A 24,790-nucleotide genomic window follows, 5' to 3' on the forward strand; every position below is an offset into this window, starting at 1 on the left:
GCTCGCCAAGCCTGGCCGTAGCAGCTGTCGAGCACCGCGAGGCAGCGTTCGGCTGCGCAGCAGTCGTAAATCCTGAATGCACAGTGTGTCTGACGGACCGCGGCGCCTGATTTTACGACGGCTTCGCCGCCGAACGCTGCCTCGCGGTGCTCGACAGCTGCTACATCGGCCGGTGGTTACAGCGAGATGTCCAGCCGGGCGATCTTGCCCTGTTCATTGAGGCGGAACATGTAGCGCAGTTCCAGCGGGCTGCCGGGAAAGGTGCCGGAGATCAGGTTGTGCACCAGCACTTTGCCGGTGCGCTGCTGAACGTCGAGCACCTCGACCCGGGGCTGATAACGTTGTGCAGTGTCTTGCATCCACTGGGCGATGGCTTGGGTGCCGACCTGATGCTGGCCCTCATCGAACACGTTGGCATCCTCAGCGAAAAAACTGGCGACCCTCGAGGTGTCGCGAGCATTGGCGGCAGCAATGTAGGCGGCGATGGCAGGGGCCAGTGAAGAGGCTGGACTGGACATGTTTACGGCTCCTTGTGAGTTGATTCTGGAGCCATGCTAAAACAAGCCAGTGTCAGTTCTTGTCAGGAGTGAAACGCCCTGCTTCGTCCAGTTGCATCTGCTTGCGCCAGGTGCGCAACAGGTCGCTGCGCCGCCCCGGATAGCGCTCACCCTGTTCACTGGCGGCCGAGATCCGGTCGGTGCGAAACGTGCGATAGGCACTGCGCAACTCACACCAGGCGACGATGATCCGCACCTCATTGAGAAACCCCAGGGCCAGTGGCCAGATCAGCCGTTGGCTAGGCACCTGGTTGGCGTCCGCGTAATCGATGTGCAGCTTGGCCTGATCGCGGATGGCCTGGCGAAACACATTCAACGGCACGGCGTTTTGCGGATAGCCATAACCCGGCGGGCCCGGCAACACCGTCGGGTTACGCAAGGCGTCCTGGGCCGTCGGGTCGAGCACCGCGGCGATTTTTGCCAGGGCATCGGCCGCAGCCTTGCTCAAGACCTCATCCCCCCGCTGATCCACGTAGCGCAAACCGAGCACGATGGCTTCGGTCTCGTCGGCATTGAGCATCAAGGGCGGCAGAAACAGACCGCTGCGCAACACATAACCGATCCCCGCCTCGCCAAAAATCGGCGCGCCGAGTGCGGTGAGTTCAGCGATGTCGCGGTACAGCGTGCGCTCGGAAATCTCGAGCTCGCTGGCCAATGTCGCGGCAGTCACCGGACGACTTTTGCCGCGCAGCACTTGTAACAAGGTCAGTAAACGGCTGGTTCGCGACACGGTCGGCAGGCTCCTTTCTGGCAGTCGCCAGAGCTTAGCAGAGGCTGCTGTCAGAAAGTGGCAGTAGCGATAGGTCGCTCTGAAAAGCTTCGCGGGCAAGTCAGGGCTATCGATCGACCTTATGCCTGGCCGCATACAAACACAGCATCTCCATGGCCAAGGTCGCCGCGGCCAGTGAGGTAATGTCGGCGTGGTCGTAGGCCGGCGCCACTTCCACCACGTCCATTCCCACCAGGTTGATCCCGCGCAAACCGCCGAGAATCTCCAGCGCCTGCACCGTGCTCAAGCCACCGCACACCGGCGTACCAGTGCCTGGCGCGAAGGCCGGGTCGAGGCAGTCGATGTCGAAGGTCAAATACACCGGGTGATCGCCGACCCGCGCACGAATCGCCTCGACGATCGCCTCGCACCCTTGCCGATGCACCTGCCGCGCATCCAGCACCTGAAAGCCCTGATGATCGTCATTGGTGGTGCGCAAGCCGATTTGCACCGAACGCGACGGATCCACCAGCCCTTCCCTGGCCGCATGCCAGAACATCGTGCCGTGATCGACGCGCTTGCCCTCTTCATCCGGCCAGGTGTCGCTGTGGGCGTCGAAGTGAATCAATGACAACGGGCCATGCTGGCGGGCATAGGCCTTGAGCAGCGGATAACTGATGAAGTGATCGCCGCCGAAGGTCAGCATCGCGCAACCGTTATTCAGGATGTGCCCGGCATGGGCTTCGATGCTTTCCGGCACCGATTGCGGCGTGCCGTAATCGAAGGCGCAATCGCCGTAGTCGATGACCGCCAAGTGATCGAACGGGTCGAACGTCCACGGCCAATGGCGTTCCCAGGCGATCCCGGTGGACGCCGCCCGTATGCCGCGCGGTCCAAAACGCGCGCCGGGGCGGTTGCTGGTGGCGGTGTCGAACGGCACGCCGCTGACCACCACGTCGACGCCACGCAAGTCGCGGCTGTAGCGACGGCGCATGAAACTGGTGATACCGGCGTAGGTGCTTTCGGCGGCAGTCCCGTAAAGACTGTCGCGGGTCATGGCCTGATCGTTCTGTGCAGGGACGTCCATGGGTGTGTTCCTTATTGTTGGCTTATTGGCGGCTACGGAAAGTGGTCCACAGACGGGTGCGCTGACGCATGTCCTTGAGGCTCATGCTGCGGTCGGCGTACAGCCGCTCACGCACCTCGCTCTGCGGGTAGATATCGGGATCGCTGCGCACCGCCTCATCCACCAACAGCGTCGCCGCCTGATTGGCCGTGGCGAAGAACAGCGTATTGGTCAGCGCCGCAACGGATTCGGGGCGCAACATGAACTCGATGAAAGCTCGGGCAGCTTCCGGGTGCGGCGCATCCTTGGGGATCGCCAGGTTGTCCTGCCACACCAGCGTGCCTTCACGCGGAATGCGGTACGCCACCTCGAACGGTTTATTGGCCTTGCGCGCCTGATCGGCGGCCATGCTCGCGTCACCGTTGTAGGTCAGTGCCAGGCAAACGCTGCCATTGGCCAGATCGTTGATCTGCCGCCCGGTGGCGACGTACAGCACCGACGGCTGTAGCTGACGCAACAGGGTGTCGGCGGCTGTCAGATCAGCCTTGTCAGTGCTGTAGGGATCTTTACCCAAGTAATGCAGCGCCAGGCCAATCACCTCTTGCGGCGAATCGAGAATCGCGATGCCGCAGTCTTTCAGTTTGCTGGCGTATTCGGGCTTGAACAGCAGGTCCAGGCTGTTGAGCGGAACATTGGGCAAACGTTGTTTTACCGCCTCGACATTCATCCCGAGCCCGAGCGTGCCCCAGGTGTAAGGCACGCCATACCGATTGCCGGGGTCGACCGCCGCCAGTTTTTCCAGCATGTCCGGGTCGAGGTTGGCGTAACCCTTGAGGCCATCGTGAGCAATTTCCTTCAGCGCGCCCGCCGCCAGGCCGCGCGCCAGAACACTGGACGACGGCACCACCACGTCGTAACCGCTGCCGCCGGTGAGCAGTTTGGTTTCCAGGACTTCCGGCGTGTCGAACGTGTCGTAGCGCACCTGGATACCGGTTTCCTTTTCGAAACGCTGCAAGGTCTCGGGCGCCACGTAATCGGCCCAACTGTAGAGATTGAGGACTTTTTCCTCAGCCTGGGCCGGCACGGCCATGGCGAGGAACAGCGCGGGTAAACACAGCTTGAAGAGCGGAGCCATGACGAACACCTGACTGGAGGAAGTGGTTGCAGGATGCGTCGTCGGTTACATTGGAAAAATACCAGGTTAGTTATCCTGACTTTATTGCGGAGTAATGTTTGATGCTCGGTCAACTGCATGATCTGGACCTGCACCTGCTGCGCCTGTTTGTCAGCGTGGTGGAGTGCGGAGGCTTCAGCGCGGCCCAGGGTGACCTGGGGCTGAGCCAGTCAAGCATCAGCCAGCAGATGGCCAAGCTCGAAACCCGGCTCGGTTATCGCCTGTGCAGTCGCGGCAAGGGCGGGTTCAAGATCACGCCCAAGGGCGAACAGTTGCTTGTTGCCACCCGTGCCTTGTTCGAATCAATCGAAGCGTTCCGCCATCAATCCAACGGTGTGGCCGGACGTTTGATCGGCGAAGTGCGCCTGGGTTTGTCCGAAGCGCTTGATCAGTCGGTGTTGCAACGGGTGGCCGAGGCGATCCGGCGCTTTCGCGAACGGGACGAATCGGTGCGTATCGAGTTGATCAGCGCCATGCCCGGCGAAATGGAACGGCTGTTGTTGCAACAACGGCTGGACCTGGCGATTGGCTATTTCTCACAGGCGCAGCGTGCTTTTGACTACCGTGAACTGTTCACCGAAACCCAGCATCTGTACTGCGCCTCCGGGCATCCACTGTTCACCGATGACGCCCCTGACGATCAAGCGCTCCAGGCCTGCGACCGGGTCGATCACCCCTATCGTTTCCTGCGCAGCGACGAGCCGTTTCAGGGGGAAATGTGTTCGGCGCGGTCCGAGCAGGTCGAAGGCACCCTCGCCTTCATTCTGTCCGGCAAGCATGTGGGGTATTTGCCCGATCACTTCGCACGTAGCTGGGAAGACAAAGGATTGCTCCGTGCCGTGCGCCAGGATGACATGAGTTTCGAGGTAGCGTTCCACCTGGCCCGCCATCGCGCACAGGTGCCGGGGGATGCGCAAAAGGCGTTTGAAGAGGATCTGCTGGCGGCGTTTGTCTGAACGTAGGAGCGAGGCTTGCCCGCGAAGGATGCGCCGCGGTTTTTCAGGTATTACGCGTCATCGTTCTTCGCGGGCAAGCCTCGCTCCTACAGGATTTTGCCGTGGCCAGACCGTTCTGGCATCCTGCGCACCCTTTTCCGACCGGCCCGCCTTCTGGCACGCACCTGACCATGACCGCAGCTGAAAAAACCGCTTCCCCACGTCACAACGATCTGATTTACGGCCTGGACGACCGCCCTCACCTGACCGCCACGGTCTTCGCCGCCCTGCAACATGTACTGGCGAGTTTCGTCGGCATCATCACCCCGACGCTGATCATGGGCAGCGCCCTGGGCCTGCAAAGTGAAGTGCCTTATCTGATCAGCATGGCGCTGTTCGTCTCGGGGCTGGGCACGTTTGTGCAGGCGCGGCGGTTCGGCCCGGTCGGCTCCGGCCTGTTGTGCCTGCAAGGCACCAGTTTCTCGTTCATTAGCGTGATTCTCAGCGCCGGGTTCATGGTCAAGGCGCGAGGCGGTGGCACCGATGAAATCCTGTCGACGATTTTCGGCGTGTGCTTTTTCGCCGCGTTCATCGAAGTGGTGTTGAGCCAGTTCATCGGCAAGCTGCGGATGCTGATCACCCCGGTGGTGACCGGCACCATCATTACCCTCATGGGCCTGTCGCTGATCAAGGTCGCCATGACCGACATCGCCGGCGGTTTCGGTGCGGCGGATCTCGGCGCGGCCAGCCATCTGGCGTTGGCGGCATTGGTGCTGGGAACCATCGTGGTGTTGAACCGGGTAGACGTGCCGTTCCTGCGCCTGGGAGCAATCGTCATCGGCCTGGCCCTCGGTTATGCAGTCGCGTGGTTCATGGGCCTGGTCGATTTCGCCAGCCTGCCCGCCGTGCCGCTGATGAGCGTGCCTGTGCCGTTCAAGTACGGTTTTTCCTTCGATTGGGTGGCGTTTGTGCCGGTGGCGGTGATTTTCCTGGTGTCGCCCCTCGAAGCCGCCGGTGACCTGACGGCCAATTCGATGATTTCCCGGCAGCCGGTCAAAGGCCCGGTGTATATCCGTCGGATCAAGTCCGGGCTGCTGGCCGACGGCCTCAACTCGGCCATGGCGGCGGTATTCAACAGCATGCCGATGGTGACCTTCGCCCAGAACAACGGGGTGATCCAGCTCACTGGCGTGGCCAGCCGTTATGTGGCGTTTTTCATTGCCGGTTTGTTGGTGCTGCTGGGCTTGTTCCCGATGATCGGCGCGGTGCTGCAATTGATGCCCAAACCGGTGCTCGGCGGTGCCGAACTGGTGATGTTCGGCACCGTGGCAGTGGCCGGGATCAAGATCCTCGCCGAGGCCGGCCTGCATCGGCGCAACATGCTGATCGTGGCGATTTCCCTCGGCATGGGCCTGGGCGTCGCGGCGGTGCCTGAAGTCTTGCGCGAGCTGCCGAAGGCGCTGCACAACATCTTCGAATCGCCGATCACTGTCGGTGCGTTGTGCGCTATCGTGCTGAATATCTTCCTGCCCGAAGAGTTCATCGAGCTGGAAGAAGACGAGTTCGACCCGGAAGCCTCGGTGCTTCAGGTGATGCAGAACCCGGATGTTCCGGCCAAGGGTGAACCCGCGTCGCCTGTGGCTGTCGCACAGTTGAACCGTCCGTAATGCTCGAAGGCCGAGCTTTGGGCGGTTCGGCCTTTTTCTCTACGAGAGCCCGTCCATGCGCAGATTGCTAGCCCTGTCCCTATCCCTTCTATTGCTCTCCCTGAGCGCCTGCGCCTTGTTCCCCAGTCGCGACCCGCTGCACATTAATGTGGTCGGTATCGAACCGCTGCAAAGCCAGGAGCTGGAAGTGCGCTTCGCGGTAAAACTGCGCGTGCAAAACCCCAATGAAACCGCGATCGCCTACAACGGCGTGGCGCTGGACCTGGAGGTTAATGGCCGACCACTCGCCTCCGGCGTCAGCGATCAATCGGGCTCGATCCCACGGTTCTCCGAAGCGGTGATAGTGGTGCCGGTGAGCATCTCGGCGTTCACGGTGCTGCGTCAGACCCTCGGGTTGAGTCAGACGCAGACCCTGGACAATCTGCCCTACGTATTGCGCGGCAAACTGGCTGGCGGCGCGTTCGGCACCATGCGTTTTGTCGATCGCGGCAAGCTCAGCCTGCCGGGCTCGATCTCCGGCACCTGGTAACGCGCTAGTAACGTAATTCTGTTCACTTACGCCGTAGTGCGATCTGTAGCAGCTGTCGAGCCTGCGAGGCTGCGTTCGGCTGCGAAGCAGTCGTGAGTCCGGCTGCCGTGGTGTATCTGATGCACCGCATTGTCTTATTTGACGACTGCTTCGCAGCCGAACGCAGCCTCGCAAGCTCGGCAGCTGCTACAAGGAATGCGTCGCGGCTGAAATCGCTTAAGTGAACCGCAGCACGCTAGGTAACGGGGTCGATCACCTGCGTCACACAATGCTTGAGGCCTTCTACGTGCCAGTTGGCCCACAGTCGGGTTTTGCCGTTGCCGCCCTCATCCGGCTCTATCGCCAACCAGTTTCGAGCGGCGATCAGGTAACGCCCCCTGGCGCTGACGGGCAGCATGGTTCCGGTGATGGCGTAGTCAATCTGTTCCTGGTTCGCACCGATGGACTCCAGAAAGTGCACTGCCAGCACCGGAGGCGCAGGATGGACGACGCCGGTGGAAATCAATTGGTAGATTTTCCCCGCACCATCGCTGCCATGCCGGGGCAATTTCGACTCGATTACGCAGACCCCCGCCACATGAACGTCGCCGGACACCAGCGTGACCTTGCATGATTGGGCTTTGGCGAAATCCAGCAGCCGCATGATCAAGCGCTTGCGTTCACTGCGGTGCGGCAGGCTTCGCCAGTGGTCGCGTAAATCGTCCTCTAGCTCCTGCTGCCCCGCCATCAGGTCCAGCGCCTTTTCGGCTGCCTGCAAATCAAGGTAACCCACCGGAATACTCGACATCAGCAACAGGTGCTTGTGCGCAGGGACCTTGTCCAGCCAGGCATAAATCGCATCCCAACTGACCGGGGAAATGACCCGGGTTTGTTGGGCACGCGGGGCGGTCAAATCCGGCGTGCGTTCGCTGCGCAAATCGGGAACCAGCAAGGCCAACTCGCCCAGGCCGGTGAACCCCAGGTGAAAGCCATCAGCGGTGCCGGGAATCGCGCAGGGGTGGGTATCAGCAGACGGTTTGAGGTGAGGATGGGTCTGGATCAGTTGCTGCTGGAAAATCCTGAAATAGCGTTTGGCCGTGGCAAACAGCCCCTGGAACACCGGGCTTGAATGCAATATCTCATCGTAGGAACCCCAGCCATCGATGATGTCATGGTCATCCCACATCATCACCGTCGGAATGGCGCCGAACACCTTGGCCATCTCGGGCTGTTTCCAGCACTCCAGGTAGAGCCTGGCGAAAAACTTGTCCAGATCGGCTTCGATCACCTTGCTGTAGGCCGCCTTTTGACGGTCGGCGAAGGGTTTGGCGAACCATGTTTTCATCGACGGCACACTGCTGCGCATGTCGTCGCTGTAAACCTGATCGCCGCCCATCAACAGCAGATGATAGGGCTCGCCCTGGTGAGCGCCCCACATGTGCTCCCAACGCTCGTTGTTCCGGTCTACCTTCTCCATTTCCCTGGGGTCGGAGAAGCCGTTGCACGATACATAGGCAATGCGCGGCGACTGGCCCATGGCCGGAACGACGAAGTTGCCCTGCGAGCCGTCAATCGTGACCGTGTAACTGGTGGCAACGGCCTGATCCTGCGTCGCTTTGAAATCGACGCGCCAGACGCGGGACTTAGGATCGAGCAGCGGGATATCGGCGATGGCCAAGGGTGTGTCGGCAGTCACACCCTTGGGCACTTTTACCGTGGGTGGTGGCCCGCCCAAGGGTGAAACCACCAGGGCAGACACGTTGTAGACGTTATTGTTGATGCCACGAAACTGCAGAATCGGGCCTAGTAACAAACTCATGGCGAGTCCATCCGTTGACGGGGAGGTGAACGCCTGGAGATTAGACGACAATCACGCCCCCCGACGGATTATGCGTTGAACCGCACGCCCGGTCTGGCTCGCTCATCCACCGTCAACTCAAACACGTCCGGGCGCGCGTAGTGCCCGACCACGTCGTAGTCGTATCGGGCGCGGATCAGGTCATCGGTGTCGATTTCCGCAGTCAGCAAACCCGCCTCGTCGCGCAGTGGCCCGGCGAGAATGTCGCCCATCGGCCCGACAATCACGCTGCCGCCGGCAATCAACGGGCGCTCTGCCGGCCAGTTGGCGATGTCCACGCCCAAGGCTTGCGGCGAGTCCTGAACCTGACAGGCACTGACCACAAAGCAGCGTCCTTCATGGGCGATGTGGCGCATGCTGACCTGCCACATTTCCCGCTCATCCACGGTCGGCGCACACCAGACCTCCACGCCTTTGGCGTACATCGCGGTGCGCAGCAACGGCATCATGTTTTCCCAGCACACCACCGCGCCGATCCGCCCGACATGGCTGTCGATCACCGGCAAGGTCGAGCCATCGCCCTTGCCCCAGATCAGTCGCTCGGTGCCGGTGGGCATCAGTTTGCGGTGCTTGGCGACCAGTCCCGCCTGCGGGTCGAAGTACAGCGCGGTGCAGTACAAGGTGCTGCCGGCGCGCTCGATCACACCGATCACCAGGTTGGCCCCGGTGCGGGCCGACAAACCGGCCAGGGCTTCAGTCTCGGCACCGGGCACGTCGATGGCGTTGGCGAAATACCGGGCAAACGCTTCGCGACCTTCCGGCAGTCGATAGCCGAGTTGCGTGCCGAAGCCCTCGCCTTTGGGGTAACCACCGAGCAACGCCTCGGGCATGACCACCAGCTTCGCGCCGGATTCGATAATGGCACTTTCCCATGAAAGGATTTGCTCGAGGGTGTCGGCCTTGCCGCCGGGCAAGGCGCCGATTTGCAGGGCAGCAACGATTGACTTGGGCATCGCGGTGACTCCGTCAGTAATGAGGTGTTGCTCATTCTCCGGCGCCACAGGATCATGAATAAAGCCCGACTCACTGCTGAATGATATGAATCAAATGAATATCGCCACCATCGATCTCAACTTGCTCAAAGTCTTCGAAGCGCTGCATGAAGAGTCCAGCGCCAGCCGTGCCGCACTGCGTCTTGGCGTGACGCAATCGGCGGTCAGCGCGGCATTGCGCCGGTTGCGCGAGGTGTATGGCGATCAGTTATTCGTGCGCACCGGTCGAGGTCTTGCGCCGACGCTCAAGGCCAATCAGCTGAAACCGGTGGTCAGCGATGCGCTGAACAAATGCCGGCAGAGCCTGGCGATGGTCGATCCGGCGGCCCATCAATACGACGGACGCTCGGTCACGGTGGGTTTGTCGGATGATTTTGAAATCGCCTACGGGCGACGATTGATCGAAGAGATCGCTCACCGTGCGCCGAAACTGCGGCTGATCTTTCGCCAGACCCACACCCAGATCGTCGCCAGGGCGTTGATGGAGCGCAGCATCGATCTGGCGATCACCGCAGGCGGGTTTGCCGAACGTTTGCTCAGCCGTCAGGTGTTGGGTGAAGGGGGTTATCTGTGTTTGGTGGATCCCCTCAGCCTGACCGAGGGACAACAGACCCTCAGCCTTGATGAGTTCGTCGCTCGTGAGCACATTCTGGTGTCTTCAGGCGGTTTTATCGGGATTACCGATGAAGGTCTGGCGGCGCTGGGATTGAGTCGGCGGGTATGCGCGTCGACCACCCATTTTGCCGCGTTGCCGTATTTGCTCAAGGGCAGCCAGGCGGTGGCGACCATTCCCGCCCATGCGGCGCAGAGCATCGCCGCGCTCAGTGGACTGGCGTTGCTGCCCTGCCCTTTGGCGCTGCCGCGTTACCCGATCGAACTGGGCTGGCGCACCAGTACGCAGCTCGATCCGGTGGTGTTGAAAGTTCGCGAGGCGATTGTCGCGATTTTTTCCAGGCAGGCGCTTATTTAGCAGCCATCAGGCGATTGACTTCACTGCGCACCATGTTCGCGAATTCCGGCGGCGACATGCCGTCGAGTTCGGAGCGCACCCATTCCGCCCATTTGCCTTTGCGCTTGGCGCGCTCACCGAACAAGCGTGCGGCTTCGCCCTTGGCTTTGCCCAGGTTGTTTTGCCAGAGTTCGAACAGACGGGATTTTTCATCTTCAAGCGCTGCGCGCTCGGCCAGGGGTTTATCGGCCAGATTGAAGCTCATGGGGAATTACCTGCTGCGTAAAATAGGCGACATCTTACACTGTAGGAAGAAATGTCCTGCGCTGGATTTTATCGTTCCCACGCGCAGCAAAGGCATGCCTCAATGGACGCTCTGCGTCCGCTTGAGCCACCGCGCACAATAGCTGCAACTTTTTCAATCGCCGCAGACTCCATTGCTCACCGTCCATTCACTGTAAGGAGTACACCAATGGCCCGCAAAACTGCCGATCAAGTCGCCGAGGATCAAATCAAGGATCAGGTCTTCAGCGAACTTCAGGCCCTGATCGAAGAGTCGGAAAAACTACTGAAAAGCAGTGCCTCACTGGTCGGAGAAGAAGCGGACACCCTTCGCGGGCAAATCGCCCAGAAACTCCAGAAGGCCAGAAGCTCGGTATCCAGTGTTCGTGAGCGGACCAAACCCGCAGTCGACGCCACCGAAACCTACATCGGCGGTCATCCATGGCAAACCGTGGCCATCTCTGCGGGTTTCGGTCTGGTGGTTGGTCTGTTGCTGGGCCGGCGTTGAACCGATGCGAACGAAAAAAAGCGAGCGCTGCATTTAATACCTGTCAATGCGATCTGTAGCAGCTGCCGCAGGCTGCGTTCGGCGGCGAAGCCGTCGTAAAACCAAAGTTTGCGGTGTTTCAGTAAACCCTGCACACAGTGTTTACGACGGCTTCGCCGCCGAACGCAGGCTTCGCCAGCTGCTACGAAGAGCGCATCGCGCGCAGATCAATGCCCGGCCAGTTCCCGCAGATTCGCCAGCGTCTGTGGATCGAGCGCAATGCCTTCGACCTTGGCTTTGGCGCGTTGCAGGTGACGCCGATCACCCGGTAAACGCTTGAGCCCCACACCGTGCATCTGCCGGACCAGTTCCTGACTGCGTTCGGCAAAATTTTGCCCCGCCGATTTGCTCGGATCGATCACGATCAGCAGTTGCCCGGTCCAGGGGGTTTTGGCCCCCGGATGGTTCGACCAATCGAACTCGAACGAGAAGTTGCCACCGGTCAACGCCGCCGCCAACAACTCCACCATCATCGACAGCGCCGAGCCCTTGTGCCCGCCAAACGGCAGCAACGCGCCACCTTCGAGAATTGCTTTCGGGTCCTGAGTCGGCTGGCCGAGGCTGTCCACGCCCATGCCCGCAGGCAAGCGTTCGCCTTTACGGGCGGCGATCTGCACGTCGCCATGGGCGATGGCGCTGGTCGCCAGGTCGAAGACAATCGGCGCACCGTCAGCCCTGGGCGCGGCGAAGGCAATCGGGTTGGTCCCGAACAGCGGACGATCGGCACCGTGCGGCACCACGCAGGTCATGCTGTTGACGACGCTCAGTGCCACCAGCCCTTCATAGGCAAACGGTTCGACGTCCGGCCACAAGGCAGCGAAATGGTGGGAATTGCGGATGGCCAGCACCGCAATGCCGGCGCTGCGGGCTTTTTCCACCAGCAAGGGCCGCGCTGCCGCGAGGGCCGGTTGGGCGAAACCATTACCAGCGTCGACCCGGACAAACCCCGAGGCCACGTCCTCGACCACCGGCACGGCCTGGCCATTGACCCAGCCGCTCTGCAGCGTCGACACATAGCCGGGAATGCGGAACACACCGTGACTGTGAGCCCCGTCGCGTTCGGCGCCGGCACAGTTGAGGGCCAGGGTTCTGGCGACGTCAGCTGAGGTGCCGTGACGCAGAAAGATCTGCTCGAGCAATTGAACGAGCGCGTCGAAATCGAGGTTTTGGGTGTTCGAATTGACGGCCATTTCAGGCGATACGGTCATCTGAAGCTCCGGTTTTATTATTGGGTATGGGCAACAGGTCAAGCGAGGTTGCAGGGCAACCGATAAAAGTCGTCGATTAAGCGCTGTTTTACCGGCGTCCTGTCAAGCCTGCGACAAAGGATCAGCTCAAGCAATATGTACCGCACCCGGGCATTCCATTGGCCCTACTGTTTTCCCTCGAACCAACAACCTGCGATCGCAGCCCATCGAGGAAAAATCATGACCGATCCAGCACAGCCGTATTTTTTCGACGAGGCAGAACGTGCCTCCAATGCAAAGCAACCTGGTGATCGCGAGAAAGCACTGAACTTCACCCTTGATGACCTGAAATGGTTGAAAGGTGGTGTTTATCTCGCCACCCATGAGGTTCGCGCTGCCCACAAGGCACCGATGCAGGTAGACCAGCTGATGTTGAAAATACCTGACGAGCCCGACATTCCATTGGCCGGTGCGTTTTGCATGAGTCACCCCAAAGTCGAAGACAAGGACAAGGACAAGGACAGGGACAAGGACAAGGACAAGACCGAGGTCATTATCTATACACCGTGGAAAGGCCTGATCAAATTCGCCGACATGGACGACGTGAAAAGCAAACTCAAGGAGTGGCTGGGACAGGACACCGCAAAGCGAGAATTACTGCGCTACCTCTCAATCGAACAGCGCACCGCCGTGCTGGCAGCCACCACGCCAGACATCACGACACAGACCATCGAAGGGGCGGTATTTCAGGAACAGGAGACCGTCCTCGAGCGTAACAGGGCACACAACATCCAGGTGATGACGGGCGCACTGATGAAGCTCCCGACACTGAAGTCGATGCTCGATGAAACCCTCAAGGTTGCCTTGGCCAAGCGCTTCCCTGGATTGGACCAGCGTCAGACGCGGCTGGAGAGTTTCATCAACACCGTTTCCGCCTTCGACACTACCGACTATAGCCACAAGATGTCCTCGCTCCCGCTGGGCGCCGCCCTTCTGCAGTATTACCTGACCTACCAATGGCCCGTTGGCGATTCCCGGATTTTCTCCCATCCCCGCCATGGCGTGAGCAGCGACGCTGATAACCAGGCATGGGAAAGTGCGATCATCGAAATCGCGCAAAGTTTTACACCGCACTTGCAAAGTCTGCTCCAGTCGTTCTGGAACACGCCCATGAGCAGCGGACAATCACCTTCGGAGTTTTTAACCGAGTGCATGCGCGACACCTGGCACCTGGATCTGTTGCTCAAGCGCCAACAAGGAATTCTGACCACACAACAATACCTGAGCCTGATGAACGTCAGCCTTGCAGCTGCCCCGGGCGCTTCTCTGCGTATTGAAAAAGTGCGCGTGACCGCCCTCTACAAGCATTACGTGGAACTGGCTTCGACCTTCATGATCGGTGCTGAAGATACCCTCGGTTTTCTGTACACCCCGTCCCGAGGCATCGAGGCCACGAGCGACCTGCCCACCCTCAAGAACATCGTGTTGCGCATGCTCAAAAGCGAAGGCCATGAAGACACGCTGCTCAATTTCATGTCGCAGGATGAACGCGGCACGTTTCTTAAGCTGGAACCCGACGAGCGAGTGATTGCTGGTGAACCGATTGTCGGCCCGGTGTTCGAACAACTGACGGCGGATGTGCTTGCCAAGCAATTGCAAAACCTGAGCTACGCCTTGAGCCGGTTCCGAGAAAGCGAAGGCATGCTCAACCCCCATGCCTTGCTGGACAAGGCGCTGGATGTTCGAGCCCTGATCGACGAGCGGCTGTTAGCCGGCGACGCCGCCGGGCGCTGGAGTACACAAACGGACCAGCGCTGGAGCGCGCAACCGGCTACCGTGCGCGCCGAGTCGGCCAAAGAACAGCTGAGCCTGCTCTCCACGGTCGAACAGGCGCTCGAACAACGCCTTGAAAACTACCCCGCCATTCCTGCCGTCACCCGCACAATCGCTGAAGCGCAACGTATCGTTGGCTCGTCGCTGGAAGGCTTGAAATCGAGTTTCACCCATACCCTGTCAACGGCACTGCACAGCGAACTCAAACTGCGGACAGTCGCCCACACGTTAGGTGCAACGGAACAGGCAATCATCAAAACGGTGCTCGATACTCCGGTGCGCCTGCAACGCGCCGCCCTGAACGGCTTTTTGCCAGACGTGTTTTCTCTGGCGCTGAAGGTCGGTGACACCACCGATTTATTGAACCTGGCCAGTTGTTTTGTGCTGACGGAACGAGGCGGACTGGACCCGACCCATTCGGGCAAGGCCATTCTATGGACCCCGGCGATTGGATTCGAAGCATTCCCCTCGCTCACCCCCTTGCTGAGCGAACTCGAAAGACGCCTGAAAGACGAAGATGAACGTACCACGCTGCTGGAAAACCTCGGACGCAGCCAAAGATTGCCTTGGCAGACCTTTAGCCTGGCGCCGCTGCAACTGATTCGCGACAATTTTTTCGATCATGTACAAAAGCCCAATGTCCAGATGGACCTGACGTCCATCGAAAATGCACTGAAGACGCCGCTTCCCGCCGCGAACGTATCCAGGCTGCTGAACCTGGTGGCGCTGCGCGAACCGAAGACGGGGCTGCAACGTGCAACGAACATCGCCCGGTCCCTGACGACTCAGCAAATGCTTCCGGCATGGCTGGCAAAAGCCTCTATCGCAGACCAGATGCTGCACGGGGAACTGCTTCAGCAATATCTGAACAACGTCACCGATGACAAGGACTGCCTGAGCGGCATTCGCAGCCTGGCGCGCACGGCACACCATGAATTGCAGAAGCAACTCAAGGCAGACACTTTCGACATAGATCCGGACAACGTCCAGGTACACATCAGCCCACGAGCGACATCCGGGACGGTGATACACACCCTGACCGAGTTTGCGTTGACCCACATCAAGGATCTGGAACACGCCGCTTTCAAACTGGTGTCGCTAAATGCCACCGCGATTCCGGACGCCATGGACGAAAACTACATCAAAAGCCTGATACGTAACCTGAAGCCGGGCGAGCATCAGCAAGCGATATTGAGCGCAGCGTTTGCCGATACGCACCCCGGCGCGGCGGATCGCAGAAAGCGTTTCGCCACACAATTACCGTGGCAACTGATGCATTATGCCCATTCGGAAAAACTTCAGGAGCGCCTGAGCGAGGCAGGATTTGATCTGCTCCGGCAAATCATGGACATGCCCGACGCCATCGCCCGTGCCGCCGTCGATGGCGCAAAGGCGATCATCCGCCCACTTGAACTCATAGGCATCAAGAGCGGACAAACACTCAAAGTGCCAGGCCTCTATCTGATCGGCTCAGCGCAGGACAGCGCAGGACCGCAGGTCCTTTTAGCGCCCTATAGTCCTCGGCACGGGGTCAAGGAATATGAAAATGAACAACAACTGCTGACAGAAATGAAGGCCCAGGGCGCGCTGCACGACTGGGTACTCATGAATCTGCCGCAGGCTGATCGGACCCTCCTGAAAAACCGGATGGCGACCACCGGTAATCACCTGAGCGAAGTCACCCTGGCGTCCACTCCAATCAAGGGAAACCTGTTCAGGCATTTGTTCAACGACAATGCCGAGTTACTCGCCCGTTTACTGGGGTGTCAGTCAGACAACAATGCTCAGGGCGAATGGGCAACCATCAGGCACGTATTGGGCGAGGACTTGCAGGAGGCTTATACGTTCTTCATGGGCAAGCTCGCTTACCCGATCACGGTATGGCGCAGCTACCAGGACATCAAGCAATCCGCCGAAGACCTGCAAACGCACAAGTGGGGCGCCGCGATAAGGGCATTCATCAGCGGCATTGCGCAACTCGCCACCTTGCGTCAATCGATGGAGGACCAGGCAACGCTGTCTTCGACCGTGGGTGAGCCGGCGCCAGTAACAGCCGGCACACGGTCAAAATGGCAAGACATCGACATCACAGCGCCCGAACGCACTCGCTTGCAGCGCTATGAGAGTCCCGATGTCGATCTGGGCTCGTTGACGCTGAACCCGACGCTTGGGCTCTATACCCATCCGACGACAAAAAAACACTATGGCCCGGTTGAAGGCAAAGTCTATCCAGTCGAAAAACGGGGTGCGCTCTGGCGCATCGGCAGCAACGATGCCCATGGTCCCGATCTACGCCAGAACACCTCCAAGCAATGGGTGCTGGATCTGGAAACGCTGAATCCGCGCTACAGCCTGCTCAACCGATTGGAGACAGCGCTTGCAGTAAGAGGCGGCATGAATGTCGAAGCCAATGGGATGGCAGAGATCCGCTCGATGTTTCCCGTCAGGGCGCGCCTGATCGACGAAGGCCTGGACCTGGCGACCACGTATGCCTGGAACGCTTTTCGCAATCTGCAGCTACTCAGAACCCCGGGTAAAAAAGTCACGCCTGTACATCAGCTTATTATGGAATTTCTCGATGTACCGACAGTGCTTCCCGAGCATGTGACGATGCTCGAGAAAGTCGTCGGCGATGTTTTTGGCGCTTTGTTGGATCCCACACTCAGGGAAGCGAAGTCCAATCGATTTGTGGTCGGGAGAACCCATAAAGGCCGGGAACATACTTTCGCCTTCACGATTCCTGGGGACCGCAAGCGGAAAGTCTATCTGGCAGAGAAATTCTTTCTCCCGAATTTTGACCATTACCGCAATTACATGTCTGATGCATCCTTCCCCATCCGGCCTCATGCCCGAGCCGCCACCTTGATTCACGAGCTGTCGCACATTGTATGCGACACAGAAGACCTCGGTTATCTCGACCCCTCCAGACCTTTTGCCGACTTGATAGAAACGTCCAGCACCCGGGCCAGGGCGCTCAAAAAAACATTGACTGACGTTCAGCGAACCGCATTGTCGAGCAAGTCGCCCTTGACCCAACTCTTCGCGTTCCACAATGCCGATTCCGGGCTGTGGGAGGATTTTGGCAGTACCACTAACGGGAGTACTGATCGGCAACTGCAAACTGTTTTGAGATTAACGGGTGAAACGACGTTGGTCGAAGCCCGCAAGCGCTTCATGAAGGACTCAAAGGCCAGACTGGCCGTGCAACTCGGCAACGCCGATAGCGTGTCCTGGCTAATCGCTCAGTTAGGGCGCCAATTGCACACCAGCACGCCTTGAGTCATAAAAATAAGTGCGACTTTGATGGGCAATTGCCATGACGGCTGTTCTCGCAGACTTGCCCTCAAGGTTAGAATGCAGGAAACCAGGATGAGTCAATGACCGACCACTCTCTCTCGCAAGCCCAATACGACGCCATCACCGATGCCGCTGCGCACTGGTGCATGCGTCTGCACGCCATCGACTGCACGGCTGAAGAACGCCTGGCGTTCGAGCAATGGCGTGATGCCCATCCGCTGCACGCCTTCGAGTACGAAGCCATGCTGGAGATCTGGGATGTTGCGGGGGATTTGCCTCGTGCGGAATCCTCTGTGCCCGCTGTTCGGGTCAAACCGGCAACGCCTTGGCGCACTTTCGGCCTTGCAGCCACCGTCTGCGCCCTGGCGCTGCCACTGGCGGCGTATACCGGGTGGAACCTTGGATGGCTGCCCAATGCCTACCAGCATTTCGAGGCAACCGATAATGTTCGTCAGGTCACCCTGAGCGACGGCAGCCAGGTAGAACTGAACCTGGGCAGTGAACTGACGTTCAGCAATTACAAGGATCAGCGTCGTGTCACGCTGAAAAAAGGCGAAGCCTTCTTCAGCGTCAGCCATGACATGCAGCACCCTTTCATCGTCAAGGCGGCCGACGGCAGTATTCGCGTCACCGGCACCCGGTTCAACGTCTGGATGTATGAAGACCAAGTCCGCGTGAACCTGATCGAGGGTTCCGTGCTGGTAACCAGCAACGATGCCCTGCCCGGCGACGGCCTGCGCCTGGAACCTGCGATGCAGGCACGTTACAGGCACGGCGACTTCACGCCGCAAATCAGCCAGACCTATGCCAACGACCAGTCGCTGGCCTGGCGCAGCGGCAAACTGGTGCTCGATGATCTGGCGCTGACCGACGCCCTGCCCTTGATCAATCGTTACCTGAACAAACCAGTAATGATCGCGGACCACAGCACCGGCTCGATTCGCCTCGGCGGCATCTACAACATCAAAGAGGTCGACAACCTGGTGGCTTCGCTGCCCAGGGTGCTGCCGGTCTACCTGACCCGTAACAAGGACGGCAATCCGGTTCTCAATTCGATTCCGCAGCAAGTCCCAAAAAGCTGAAAGCCGCGCCCCCTATGGGGTGCGGCCTTCATTTTTCATTTGGACGCTATCGCTGTTATTGCGCGGCGATCTTCCCTGCTTTCTCATCCTGCTCACGGATCGTCTGAGCCTGGTACTGCGGATCAGCCATGATCTGCTGCTCGGTGAACGGCAGCACACTCAACTGTTTCTTCGAAAAGGCCAGTGTCTGGTCCCGGGAATACTTCGACGCTGGGTCACTGGACAACGAGAATGCCAGCAAACCCTGAGCCTGCGGCCCCTTGTCATCGAACGTCACCACCTGCAAATAGCTGGTGCCACTGACGACTTCCCGCTTGCCGTCGGTTCTCGGCACACTTTGAATGGCGTTATACACACCCAGCGTGCCCGGCCCGCCATGGATCGGCGTCTGCTGACCGCCACTGCTGGCCACCTGGATATCGCCCCAGCGGCTATCAGCCTTCAGGCCAAGGGTCTTGATCTTTTCTACCGAGGCCAGCATCGCCGCCCGAACCGCTTTGGCGACTTCCGGCTGTTCGATTGCCAGGCCACGCGGTGTGGTTTGCGGATCCTTCGGATCGAACGCCACACGCCACAGGTCAGGGACTTGCTGCAACGCCTGCATGACGTTCTGAAAATGCACAAAGCCCAACCCACTGTCCAGATTCACTCGGTGATCCCAAGCCTTGAGACTGGCACACAACGACATCAGCGTCGGCGCATCGGGGCCGAGGTCCGCAGCACAGAATTGCAGCAGGTCCGGCATCACCAGGGCCGCCTGATACACCTGATCGTCCATCACCATGTGTTGCAGATCCGCCGCCGCTATGGGACCCGCCTTGTTCAAAAAGCCCAGGCGCTCCAGTGCGAAGCGCGAACGCAGCCCCAATGGCTGGCTGTCCTGACTGATCAACGGCGAGAAACCGGTGAGCGGTTGTGCCGGGTTGGCCATCCAGGCCGAATCGTTGGAATGCTGCACAAAATCCTTGCGCAGCAGTTGCGGCAATTTGTCTGCCGCATAAATACCTTTCTGCGCGGCGTGCGGGTCGATGTCCCAGGCGCAGGCGCTGTTGGAGCCGTCGAGCAGGATCATCTGCAATCCGGCCCGCGGATCGCTGCACTTGGCCAACTTGTCGGCACTGACGTTCGGCACCACCGACAGGTTCATGTATAGCGTCTGCCCCTGATCGTCCACCGCCAGGGTATTGACCCACGGAATCCCCTGAATCTTGTGCACCGATGCCTGGAAATCCTTGAGGCTGACAGCACGGTTCATCGTGTACCACTGCTGCAAGACCCGGTCGTTATCCAGATTGGCATCGCGCAGGCTGTAGGCAAACTGAGTGTTCCAGTCCAGTTTTCCGGGCCATTGCACAATCGGGCCGAATTGCGAACTGTAAACCACATGGGAAATCTCCCGGGTCTGGCCATCGGGTTGCTTCACACTGACCGCCAGCGTCTGCTTTTTCATCGGCAAGGACTTGCCATCCAGCAGATAGCGGGTCGGATCCTTGGGGTCGAGTTGCAGGCGATACAGGGTGAAGTGCTTGGAGGAATCGACGGTGTGGGTCCATGCCAAATGCTGGTTGAACCCGATGTTGATCATCGGCAGACCGGGCAACGCGGCGCCCATGACGTCCAGTTTGCCGGGAATGGTCAGGTGCATCTGATAGAAACGCATCCCGCCCACCCAAGGGAAATGCGGGTTGGCCAGCAACATCCCGCGACCATTGAACGAACGCTCGCTGCCGACCGCCACGGCGTTGCTGCCGCGATCCAGTGCGAAGCGTTGCAGGCGCGAAGCCGCCAGCTGGAACGACGCCGGGTCGCCTGCCGCATGAGCGACGGCTTTAGGCGGAGTCGCGCCGGCCAGTGCTTCGGCAAACTGGCCCACGCCGCCTTCGACCAGCAAACGACGAGTCAACTTGACCAGGTCCTGAGCGGTAATCACGCGTACCCATTCGCCCTGGCATTGCTGCGGCAGCCCCTGCGCCCGACGCTCTGTCAGCGAGCGGTTGTAACCCGCCACATAACCTTCAATGAGTTCACGGACTTCAGGTGTTTGCGCCTGCCAGAAACCGGCGACAGCTTCGGGGGTGTTCAGCCAGTTGAAAAACAGATCGCTGGCCAGGTTGCCGCGCTCTTCGACCGTCACCTGATCCGGGCCAAAATACCGTGAACGCTCACCATTGACGGTAACGATCTCATTGGCCAGCAAGCACAAGTTGTCTTGAGCGTAGGCATAGCCAATGCCATAGCCGAGCCCGCGCTCGTTTTCGGCACGGATATGCGGTACGCCGAAACTGGTACGACGGATGTCGGCCGTCGCCTGCTCTGGCTGGCTGCGCGCGTTCGCCGCAAGGCTCAGCCCCAGAAACACACCCGCAAGACTCAACCTGGTTAACTGCCTGGAAATAATCACGCTCGCTCCTGATCGAAAAGACGTTTGACACGCAATGCGTCTTCCGAAAAACGAAGCAAATGACCAAAAGTTTAGGCCTTTGAGGGCTTCCCCCCCGCCCATCTCACAGAGCGCTGACGTCGCGGCGACAAATTTTCTACATGCAGGTCTTCATTATTTCCCGGCTCGTTCGTCTTATTGATTGAGAGCACCCATCACATTTTCATGATCAGGCTCTGAAAAGGAGTTTTTGCATGCATAACCCGCAACTGCCAACGGATGGTAGCCACGCACCACAGGGCAGCGCCATGAGCTCCGGCGTTTTCAATCAACACACCGAACGCCAGGGCAACGAACGGATCAGGTTTCTGCTCAAGTGCTTTGGCCTGCGGACCAGCCTGGTTCGCCTGAAAGTCATCGACGCCTTGCTGAGCGCCGCTGAAAGCGACCGCAGCCTGGGTGTGCGCGGTGTGCACAGTCATTTGCTGGACCTGGACATTCCCCTGTCCTTTCTCAGTGTCCGCGAAGTGTTGAAGCGCTTGTGCAGTGAAGGTGTGATCACGCTCAATCCGGACAAAAGCTACAGCCTGCATCCACAGGCTGTCGCCGTCCTTCATGGTGAGCAATCAGGCCAGCAGGCGTCGCTCAAGGCTTGACCTTGCGACGCATCACGCCATTGATGACCACCACGATCACCGCCACGCCAATGGCGATGTACTGGAACAGCTTCTCGCTGATGAACCCTGCGTTTTGCAGCCAGGAAAGGCCGAACATGATCCCCAGTACCACCAGGGAAATCAGAATCGAGTATTTCAAACGTTGTGACTGGGTCATTACGGGTTCCTGAACCAATAAATGTATCCGGGCTGTATCCGGTTGTGTACCAAGCCCCTACCGTTCTGCGCGAATGTGGGGCTTCAAACGGGACCTCATCTTACAGTCGATGAAGCGTTTTGACTTCATTGCGGCGATAACCATGAGGTTTTTGAAATGCTTCCTTCGAATCACATTGCTGATTCCTCTGGTCGCATGGCAGCCACCATTATGACCGTAGTGGCCAAGGTTGCTATCAGCATCGATAACATGAAGCTGTTTTCTTGATGACTGAATAACCGACTATTCCCCACAAGACAAAGAACTTTTCCTACAAGCCATATACAAACATCCGCCCTATAGCGGGAATTTTTCGTATAACATTATTCTTATTCCATTTATTTACAAAACCCTACTCTTTTTTTCATCCACCCCCAGCCAGACACACAACGAAAAGCTTTGAAACTTTCAGTTTCAAATAAGCCAATGAAACCGTTAATAGATCATGACTATTCTTTTCCTGCTGTCTTATCAAACTTCCAGCACCAACAGGAACGTCATGCGCAAACCTTTAATAGAAATAAGTCCGCCTCGATTACTTGGGTTTTGCCTTGCGATCACTTTCTTCGAACTTCTGACTTATATGGCCAGCGATATGATCATGCCGGCCATGTTGACCGTAACCCATCAATTGAATGCCAGTCCGAGCCATGTTCCTTACGCCTTCAATCTTTATTTGGCAGGGGGCATTCTTTTGCAATGGTTGATCGGTCCGTTGTCAGATCACTTCGGACGTCGCAGGACGCTGCTCATCGGTTGTGCTGGATTCGCCTTCGCCTGCGCCGCTGCGTTCAACGTGCAGAGCATTCTTGCCTTCAACGGCTTGCGGCTGATTCAAGGTATGGGATTGGGATTCATCATTGCGGTGAGCTATCCAGCCCTGCAAGAAGTCTTCTGCGAAGCCGATGCAGTAAAAATCATGGCGTTGCTGGGAAATGTTGCGCTGCTCTCCCCGCTGCTGGGGCCCTTGCTCGGCAGCCTGATGCTGGAGTGGCTCTCCTGGCGGGAGCTGTTTTTACTCTTGGGAGTCGGCGGCGCGATAGTCTGGCTCGGGCTTTACCTGTTCATGCCGGAAACGGTGGGCACCTTGCGCCATGACGGACAGCGACTGGCCGCTGTGCCGTTTGAATGGGGCGGTACGCTGCGCCGCTACACAGCCTTGCTCACCAACCCGCCATTTCTGAGCGCTACCGTCGCCCTGGGGCTGATGAGCTTGCCGCTGATTGCCTGGATCGGGCTGGCGCCGCTCTTGCTCATCCAAAACCAGGGGCTTTCTACCCTGCACTATGGCCTGTGGCAGATCCCGGTATTTGCGGCCGTCATTCTCGGCAATCTGATACTCAACCGACTGATTGCCAAGACTGAACTGACCCAACTGATTCGATACGCACTCTGGCCATTTTGCGGTGGCCTCATCGCCTTGGCCGTCATCGCTTTTATCGGTAATTCAACAGCTCTATTGATCAGTTGCCTGTCCCTTTACGCCGTCGGTCTTGGCATGAGCAATGCCGCGCTGTACCGGCTAGCACTGTTCTCCAGCGACGACAGCAAAGGCCTGGTGTCGGCCATGATCGGCATGATCTCCATTGTCGTCATGGGGGGTGGTGGCTCGATTATCGCCGTGTTGGGGGCCGGTGACAGTCTTGAAACCTTCGCCTTGCTTACCGGTTTCTCGGGGCTCTTGTGCCTCGTCCCCTTGCGACTGTTCCTGCAGCGCTCTCACATCGTTCATGCCGTCTGACACCACACCATAGGTTCTCTGATGATCCATCTACCCCACACCGATGCGCTTTGCGCGTTGACACAACCCTATTGCCCGGATTCCGTGCCGCAAGGCCTGTTCGATCGGGCCATGGCTGAAGTCAGCCTGTTTCATTGCCACCACACACCTGGCTACGAACGCTGGCTGAACGCCAATGGCCTTGATGCCCGCACCCTCGAGACGCTGGATGACTGGTCAAGGTTGCCGCCGATTTTCGCCAATTACTTCAAACGTCATTTGCTGCTCGGCACCACAGGCGAAGACGCGCTGGAGATGACCTCGTCCGGCACCAGCGGTCAGAAGAGTCGCATGCGCTACGACCATCGCAGCATGGTCGCCGCCCAAGGCATGGTGAGCCACATTTTCCGCCATTACGGCTGGGACACCCCGGACAGCCCCTGCAATTATTTGCTTCTGAGCTACGAACCCGAGGCGGTCATCACCCTGGGCACGGCCTATACCGATCAATTTCTGTGCAGCTATGCCCCCGTCAACCGAGTCGCTTACGGATTGCGCCTGACCGGCAAAGGCCACGAGTTCGACCTCTTCGGTGTGATTCGCGCCCTGCAGGAGTTTGCCGAGGAAGGATTGCCCGTTCGCATTCTCGGTTTTCCGGCGTTCCTTTTCCATGCACTGCAACACATGGAAGACACCGGCGTGGCCGACTTGCAGTTGCCTGCCCAGTCACTGGTGTTTCTGGGAGGCGGCTGGAAGACCCAGGCGGCACAGGAGATTCCCCTGCATCAGTTGTATGCCCGAATCAACCGGCAATTGGGTATCGACCTGTCCCGCTGTCGGGACGGCTACGGCGCCGTAGAGCATGCCGTGCCCTATATCCAGTGTGCCCATCATCATTTTCATGTACCGATTTATTCGAAGGTTTTCGTGCGCAACCCATCCGATTTCACTGTCCAGCCCTACGGCCAGCGCGGTTTGCTGGAATTCGTCTCCCCCTACATTTCCTCAAGCCCTGCTCATGCGGTGGTCATGGGCGATCTGGCAACGTTGCACCCCGGCGCCAGTTGCGGATGCGGCCTGACGACCGATTGGTTCGAACTGCATGGACGTGCCGGCACCAGCGCCAGTCGCAGCTGTGCCATGGCCGCGTCAGAACTGATCGGGGGGGCTTGAT

The 24,790-nt window shown here is 58.9% G+C and carries 20 protein-coding genes; 10 read left to right on the plus strand and 10 right to left on the minus strand.

The annotated features are described in order from the left end of the window. Positions 1–176 precede the first annotated feature (176 nt). From PMI21_RS15620 to PMI21_RS15605, 4 genes are all read right to left on the minus strand, one after another. Entirely contained in the window at positions 177–518 is a 342-nt protein-coding gene (locus PMI21_RS15620; RefSeq protein ID WP_007937819.1) for a nuclear transport factor 2 family protein, read from the minus strand. 52 nt (positions 519–570) lie between these two features. Continuing rightward, positions 571–1,287 carry a helix-turn-helix transcriptional regulator gene (locus PMI21_RS15615; protein WP_007937821.1) on the minus strand — a complete coding sequence of 239 codons (717 nt, stop codon included), beginning with the start codon at positions 1,285–1,287 and terminating at the stop codon, positions 571–573. A 106-nt stretch (positions 1,288–1,393) separates the two neighbouring features. Continuing rightward, positions 1,394–2,353, minus strand: coding sequence for an agmatinase (gene speB / locus PMI21_RS15610; protein ID WP_007937823.1), 960 nt, complete (start codon positions 2,351–2,353; stop codon positions 1,394–1,396). 22 nt (positions 2,354–2,375) lie between these two features. After that, complete coding sequence (locus PMI21_RS15605) at positions 2,376–3,467, minus strand: polyamine ABC transporter substrate-binding protein (RefSeq protein WP_007937824.1); 1,092 nt, start codon at positions 3,465–3,467, stop codon at positions 2,376–2,378. Positions 3,468–3,568: 101 nt separating this feature from the next. On the opposite strand from PMI21_RS15605, the gene PMI21_RS15600 reads away from it, so the two are divergent. From PMI21_RS15600 to PMI21_RS15590, 3 genes are all read left to right on the plus strand, one after another. Next, positions 3,569–4,462 carry a LysR family transcriptional regulator gene (locus tag PMI21_RS15600; protein ID WP_007937825.1) on the plus strand — a complete coding sequence of 298 codons (894 nt, stop codon included), beginning with the start codon at positions 3,569–3,571 and terminating at the stop codon, positions 4,460–4,462. Positions 4,463–4,632: 170 nt separating this feature from the next. Further along, entirely contained in the window at positions 4,633–6,108 is a 1,476-nt protein-coding gene (locus PMI21_RS15595) for a nucleobase:cation symporter-2 family protein (protein WP_033063981.1), read from the plus strand. Positions 6,109–6,163: 55 nt separating this feature from the next. After that, positions 6,164–6,637: an LEA type 2 family protein gene (locus PMI21_RS15590; RefSeq protein WP_007937827.1), complete on the plus strand. Its 474-nt coding sequence runs from the start codon at positions 6,164–6,166 to the stop codon at positions 6,635–6,637. A 235-nt stretch (positions 6,638–6,872) separates the two neighbouring features. Here the strand turns inward: PMI21_RS15590 and PMI21_RS15585 are convergent, their stop codons facing one another. Together PMI21_RS15585 and PMI21_RS15580 are read right to left on the minus strand one after the other, a co-directional pair. Then, positions 6,873–8,435, minus strand: a complete 1,563-nt coding sequence (locus PMI21_RS15585) for an alkaline phosphatase D family protein (protein WP_007937828.1) — start codon at positions 8,433–8,435, stop codon at positions 6,873–6,875. Positions 8,436–8,503: 68 nt separating this feature from the next. Beyond that, positions 8,504–9,427, minus strand: coding sequence for a carbon-nitrogen hydrolase family protein (locus PMI21_RS15580; RefSeq protein ID WP_007937829.1), 924 nt, complete (start codon positions 9,425–9,427; stop codon positions 8,504–8,506). Between the two features lie 85 nt (positions 9,428–9,512). Between PMI21_RS15580 and PMI21_RS15575 the strand changes: the two genes are divergently transcribed. Then, positions 9,513–10,436 carry a LysR family transcriptional regulator gene (locus PMI21_RS15575; protein WP_007937831.1) on the plus strand — a complete coding sequence of 308 codons (924 nt, stop codon included), beginning with the start codon at positions 9,513–9,515 and terminating at the stop codon, positions 10,434–10,436. Here the strand turns inward: PMI21_RS15575 and PMI21_RS15570 are convergent. Beyond that, positions 10,429–10,680, minus strand: coding sequence for a hypothetical protein (locus PMI21_RS15570; protein ID WP_007937833.1), 252 nt, complete (start codon positions 10,678–10,680; stop codon positions 10,429–10,431). The two genes, PMI21_RS15575 and PMI21_RS15570, sit on opposite strands and share 8 nt — an antisense overlap. 207 nt (positions 10,681–10,887) lie before the next feature. On the opposite strand from PMI21_RS15570, the gene PMI21_RS15565 reads away from it, so the two are divergent. Beyond that, positions 10,888–11,205 (plus strand): DUF883 family protein, encoded by a 318-nt coding sequence (locus PMI21_RS15565; protein ID WP_007937839.1) that lies wholly within the window; start codon positions 10,888–10,890, stop codon positions 11,203–11,205. Between the two features lie 206 nt (positions 11,206–11,411). Here the strand turns inward: PMI21_RS15565 and PMI21_RS15560 are convergent, their stop codons facing one another. Next, positions 11,412–12,452 (minus strand): Ldh family oxidoreductase, encoded by a 1,041-nt coding sequence (locus PMI21_RS15560; RefSeq protein WP_007937840.1) that lies wholly within the window; start codon positions 12,450–12,452, stop codon positions 11,412–11,414. Positions 12,453–12,671: 219 nt separating this feature from the next. Here PMI21_RS15560 and PMI21_RS15555 point away from each other — a divergent pair, with 219 nt between their 5' ends. After that, the gene (locus PMI21_RS15555) at positions 12,672–17,543 is read left to right on the plus strand and encodes a dermonecrotic toxin domain-containing protein (protein ID WP_007937841.1); all 4,872 of its coding nucleotides are present in this window, start codon (positions 12,672–12,674) and stop codon (positions 17,541–17,543) included. A 98-nt stretch (positions 17,544–17,641) separates the two neighbouring features. Beyond that, positions 17,642–18,643 (plus strand): FecR family protein, encoded by a 1,002-nt coding sequence (locus PMI21_RS15550; protein ID WP_007937842.1) that lies wholly within the window; start codon positions 17,642–17,644, stop codon positions 18,641–18,643. Between the two features lie 55 nt (positions 18,644–18,698). Here PMI21_RS15550 and pvdQ read toward each other — a convergent pair whose 3' ends face one another. Next, entirely contained in the window at positions 18,699–21,044 is a 2,346-nt protein-coding gene (gene pvdQ, locus PMI21_RS15545; protein ID WP_007937843.1) for a bifunctional acylase PvdQ, read from the minus strand. Positions 21,045–21,277: 233 nt separating this feature from the next. On the opposite strand from pvdQ, the gene PMI21_RS15540 reads away from it, so the two are divergent. Beyond that, a complete protein-coding gene (locus tag PMI21_RS15540) occupies positions 21,278–21,679 on the plus strand; it encodes a hypothetical protein (RefSeq protein WP_007937844.1) in 402 nt (133 codons plus the stop codon). Here the strand turns inward: PMI21_RS15540 and PMI21_RS15535 are convergent. Then, positions 21,669–21,857, minus strand: a complete 189-nt coding sequence (locus PMI21_RS15535) for a hypothetical protein (protein ID WP_007937845.1) — start codon at positions 21,855–21,857, stop codon at positions 21,669–21,671. The genes PMI21_RS15540 and PMI21_RS15535 overlap by 11 nt on opposite strands. 538 nt (positions 21,858–22,395) lie before the next feature. Between PMI21_RS15535 and PMI21_RS15530 the strand changes: the two genes are divergently transcribed. Next, entirely contained in the window at positions 22,396–23,637 is a 1,242-nt protein-coding gene (locus PMI21_RS15530) for an MdfA family multidrug efflux MFS transporter (RefSeq protein WP_007937849.1), read from the plus strand. A gap of 21 nt (positions 23,638–23,658) precedes the next feature. Beyond that, positions 23,659–24,789: a LuxE/PaaK family acyltransferase gene (locus PMI21_RS15525; RefSeq protein ID WP_007937851.1), complete on the plus strand. Its 1,131-nt coding sequence runs from the start codon at positions 23,659–23,661 to the stop codon at positions 24,787–24,789. Position 24,790: the final 1 nt, after the last annotated feature.

Origin of the sequence: Pseudomonas sp. GM18, assembly GCF_000282195.1 — a bacterium.
GTDB lineage: Bacteria > Pseudomonadota > Gammaproteobacteria > Pseudomonadales > Pseudomonadaceae > Aquipseudomonas.

Excerpts from the sequence above, each read along its gene's own strand:
- PMI21_RS15620 (WP_007937819.1), bottom strand. The coding sequence starts at position 518 with ATGTCCAGTCCAGCCTCTTCACTGGCCCCTGCCATCGCCGCCTACATT.
- speB (WP_007937823.1), bottom strand. The coding sequence starts at position 2,353 with ATGGACGTCCCTGCACAGAACGATCAGGCCATGACCCGCGACAGTCTT.
- PMI21_RS15605 (WP_007937824.1), bottom strand. The coding sequence starts at position 3,467 with ATGGCTCCGCTCTTCAAGCTGTGTTTACCCGCGCTGTTCCTCGCCATG.
- PMI21_RS15600 (WP_007937825.1), top strand. The coding sequence starts at position 3,569 with ATGCTCGGTCAACTGCATGATCTGGACCTGCACCTGCTGCGCCTGTTT.
- PMI21_RS15595 (WP_033063981.1), top strand. The coding sequence starts at position 4,633 with ATGACCGCAGCTGAAAAAACCGCTTCCCCACGTCACAACGATCTGATT.
- PMI21_RS15590 (WP_007937827.1), top strand. The coding sequence starts at position 6,164 with ATGCGCAGATTGCTAGCCCTGTCCCTATCCCTTCTATTGCTCTCCCTG.
- PMI21_RS15585 (WP_007937828.1), bottom strand. The coding sequence starts at position 8,435 with ATGAGTTTGTTACTAGGCCCGATTCTGCAGTTTCGTGGCATCAACAAT.
- PMI21_RS15580 (WP_007937829.1), bottom strand. The coding sequence starts at position 9,427 with ATGCCCAAGTCAATCGTTGCTGCCCTGCAAATCGGCGCCTTGCCCGGC.
- PMI21_RS15575 (WP_007937831.1), top strand. The coding sequence starts at position 9,513 with ATGAATCAAATGAATATCGCCACCATCGATCTCAACTTGCTCAAAGTC.
- PMI21_RS15570 (WP_007937833.1), bottom strand. The coding sequence starts at position 10,680 with ATGAGCTTCAATCTGGCCGATAAACCCCTGGCCGAGCGCGCAGCGCTT.
- PMI21_RS15565 (WP_007937839.1), top strand. The coding sequence starts at position 10,888 with ATGGCCCGCAAAACTGCCGATCAAGTCGCCGAGGATCAAATCAAGGAT.
- PMI21_RS15560 (WP_007937840.1), bottom strand. The coding sequence starts at position 12,452 with ATGACCGTATCGCCTGAAATGGCCGTCAATTCGAACACCCAAAACCTC.
- PMI21_RS15555 (WP_007937841.1), top strand. The coding sequence starts at position 12,672 with ATGACCGATCCAGCACAGCCGTATTTTTTCGACGAGGCAGAACGTGCC.
- PMI21_RS15550 (WP_007937842.1), top strand. The coding sequence starts at position 17,642 with ATGACCGACCACTCTCTCTCGCAAGCCCAATACGACGCCATCACCGAT.
- PMI21_RS15540 (WP_007937844.1), top strand. The coding sequence starts at position 21,278 with ATGCATAACCCGCAACTGCCAACGGATGGTAGCCACGCACCACAGGGC.
- PMI21_RS15535 (WP_007937845.1), bottom strand. The coding sequence starts at position 21,857 with ATGACCCAGTCACAACGTTTGAAATACTCGATTCTGATTTCCCTGGTG.
- PMI21_RS15530 (WP_007937849.1), top strand. The coding sequence starts at position 22,396 with ATGCGCAAACCTTTAATAGAAATAAGTCCGCCTCGATTACTTGGGTTT.
- PMI21_RS15525 (WP_007937851.1), top strand. The coding sequence starts at position 23,659 with ATGATCCATCTACCCCACACCGATGCGCTTTGCGCGTTGACACAACCC.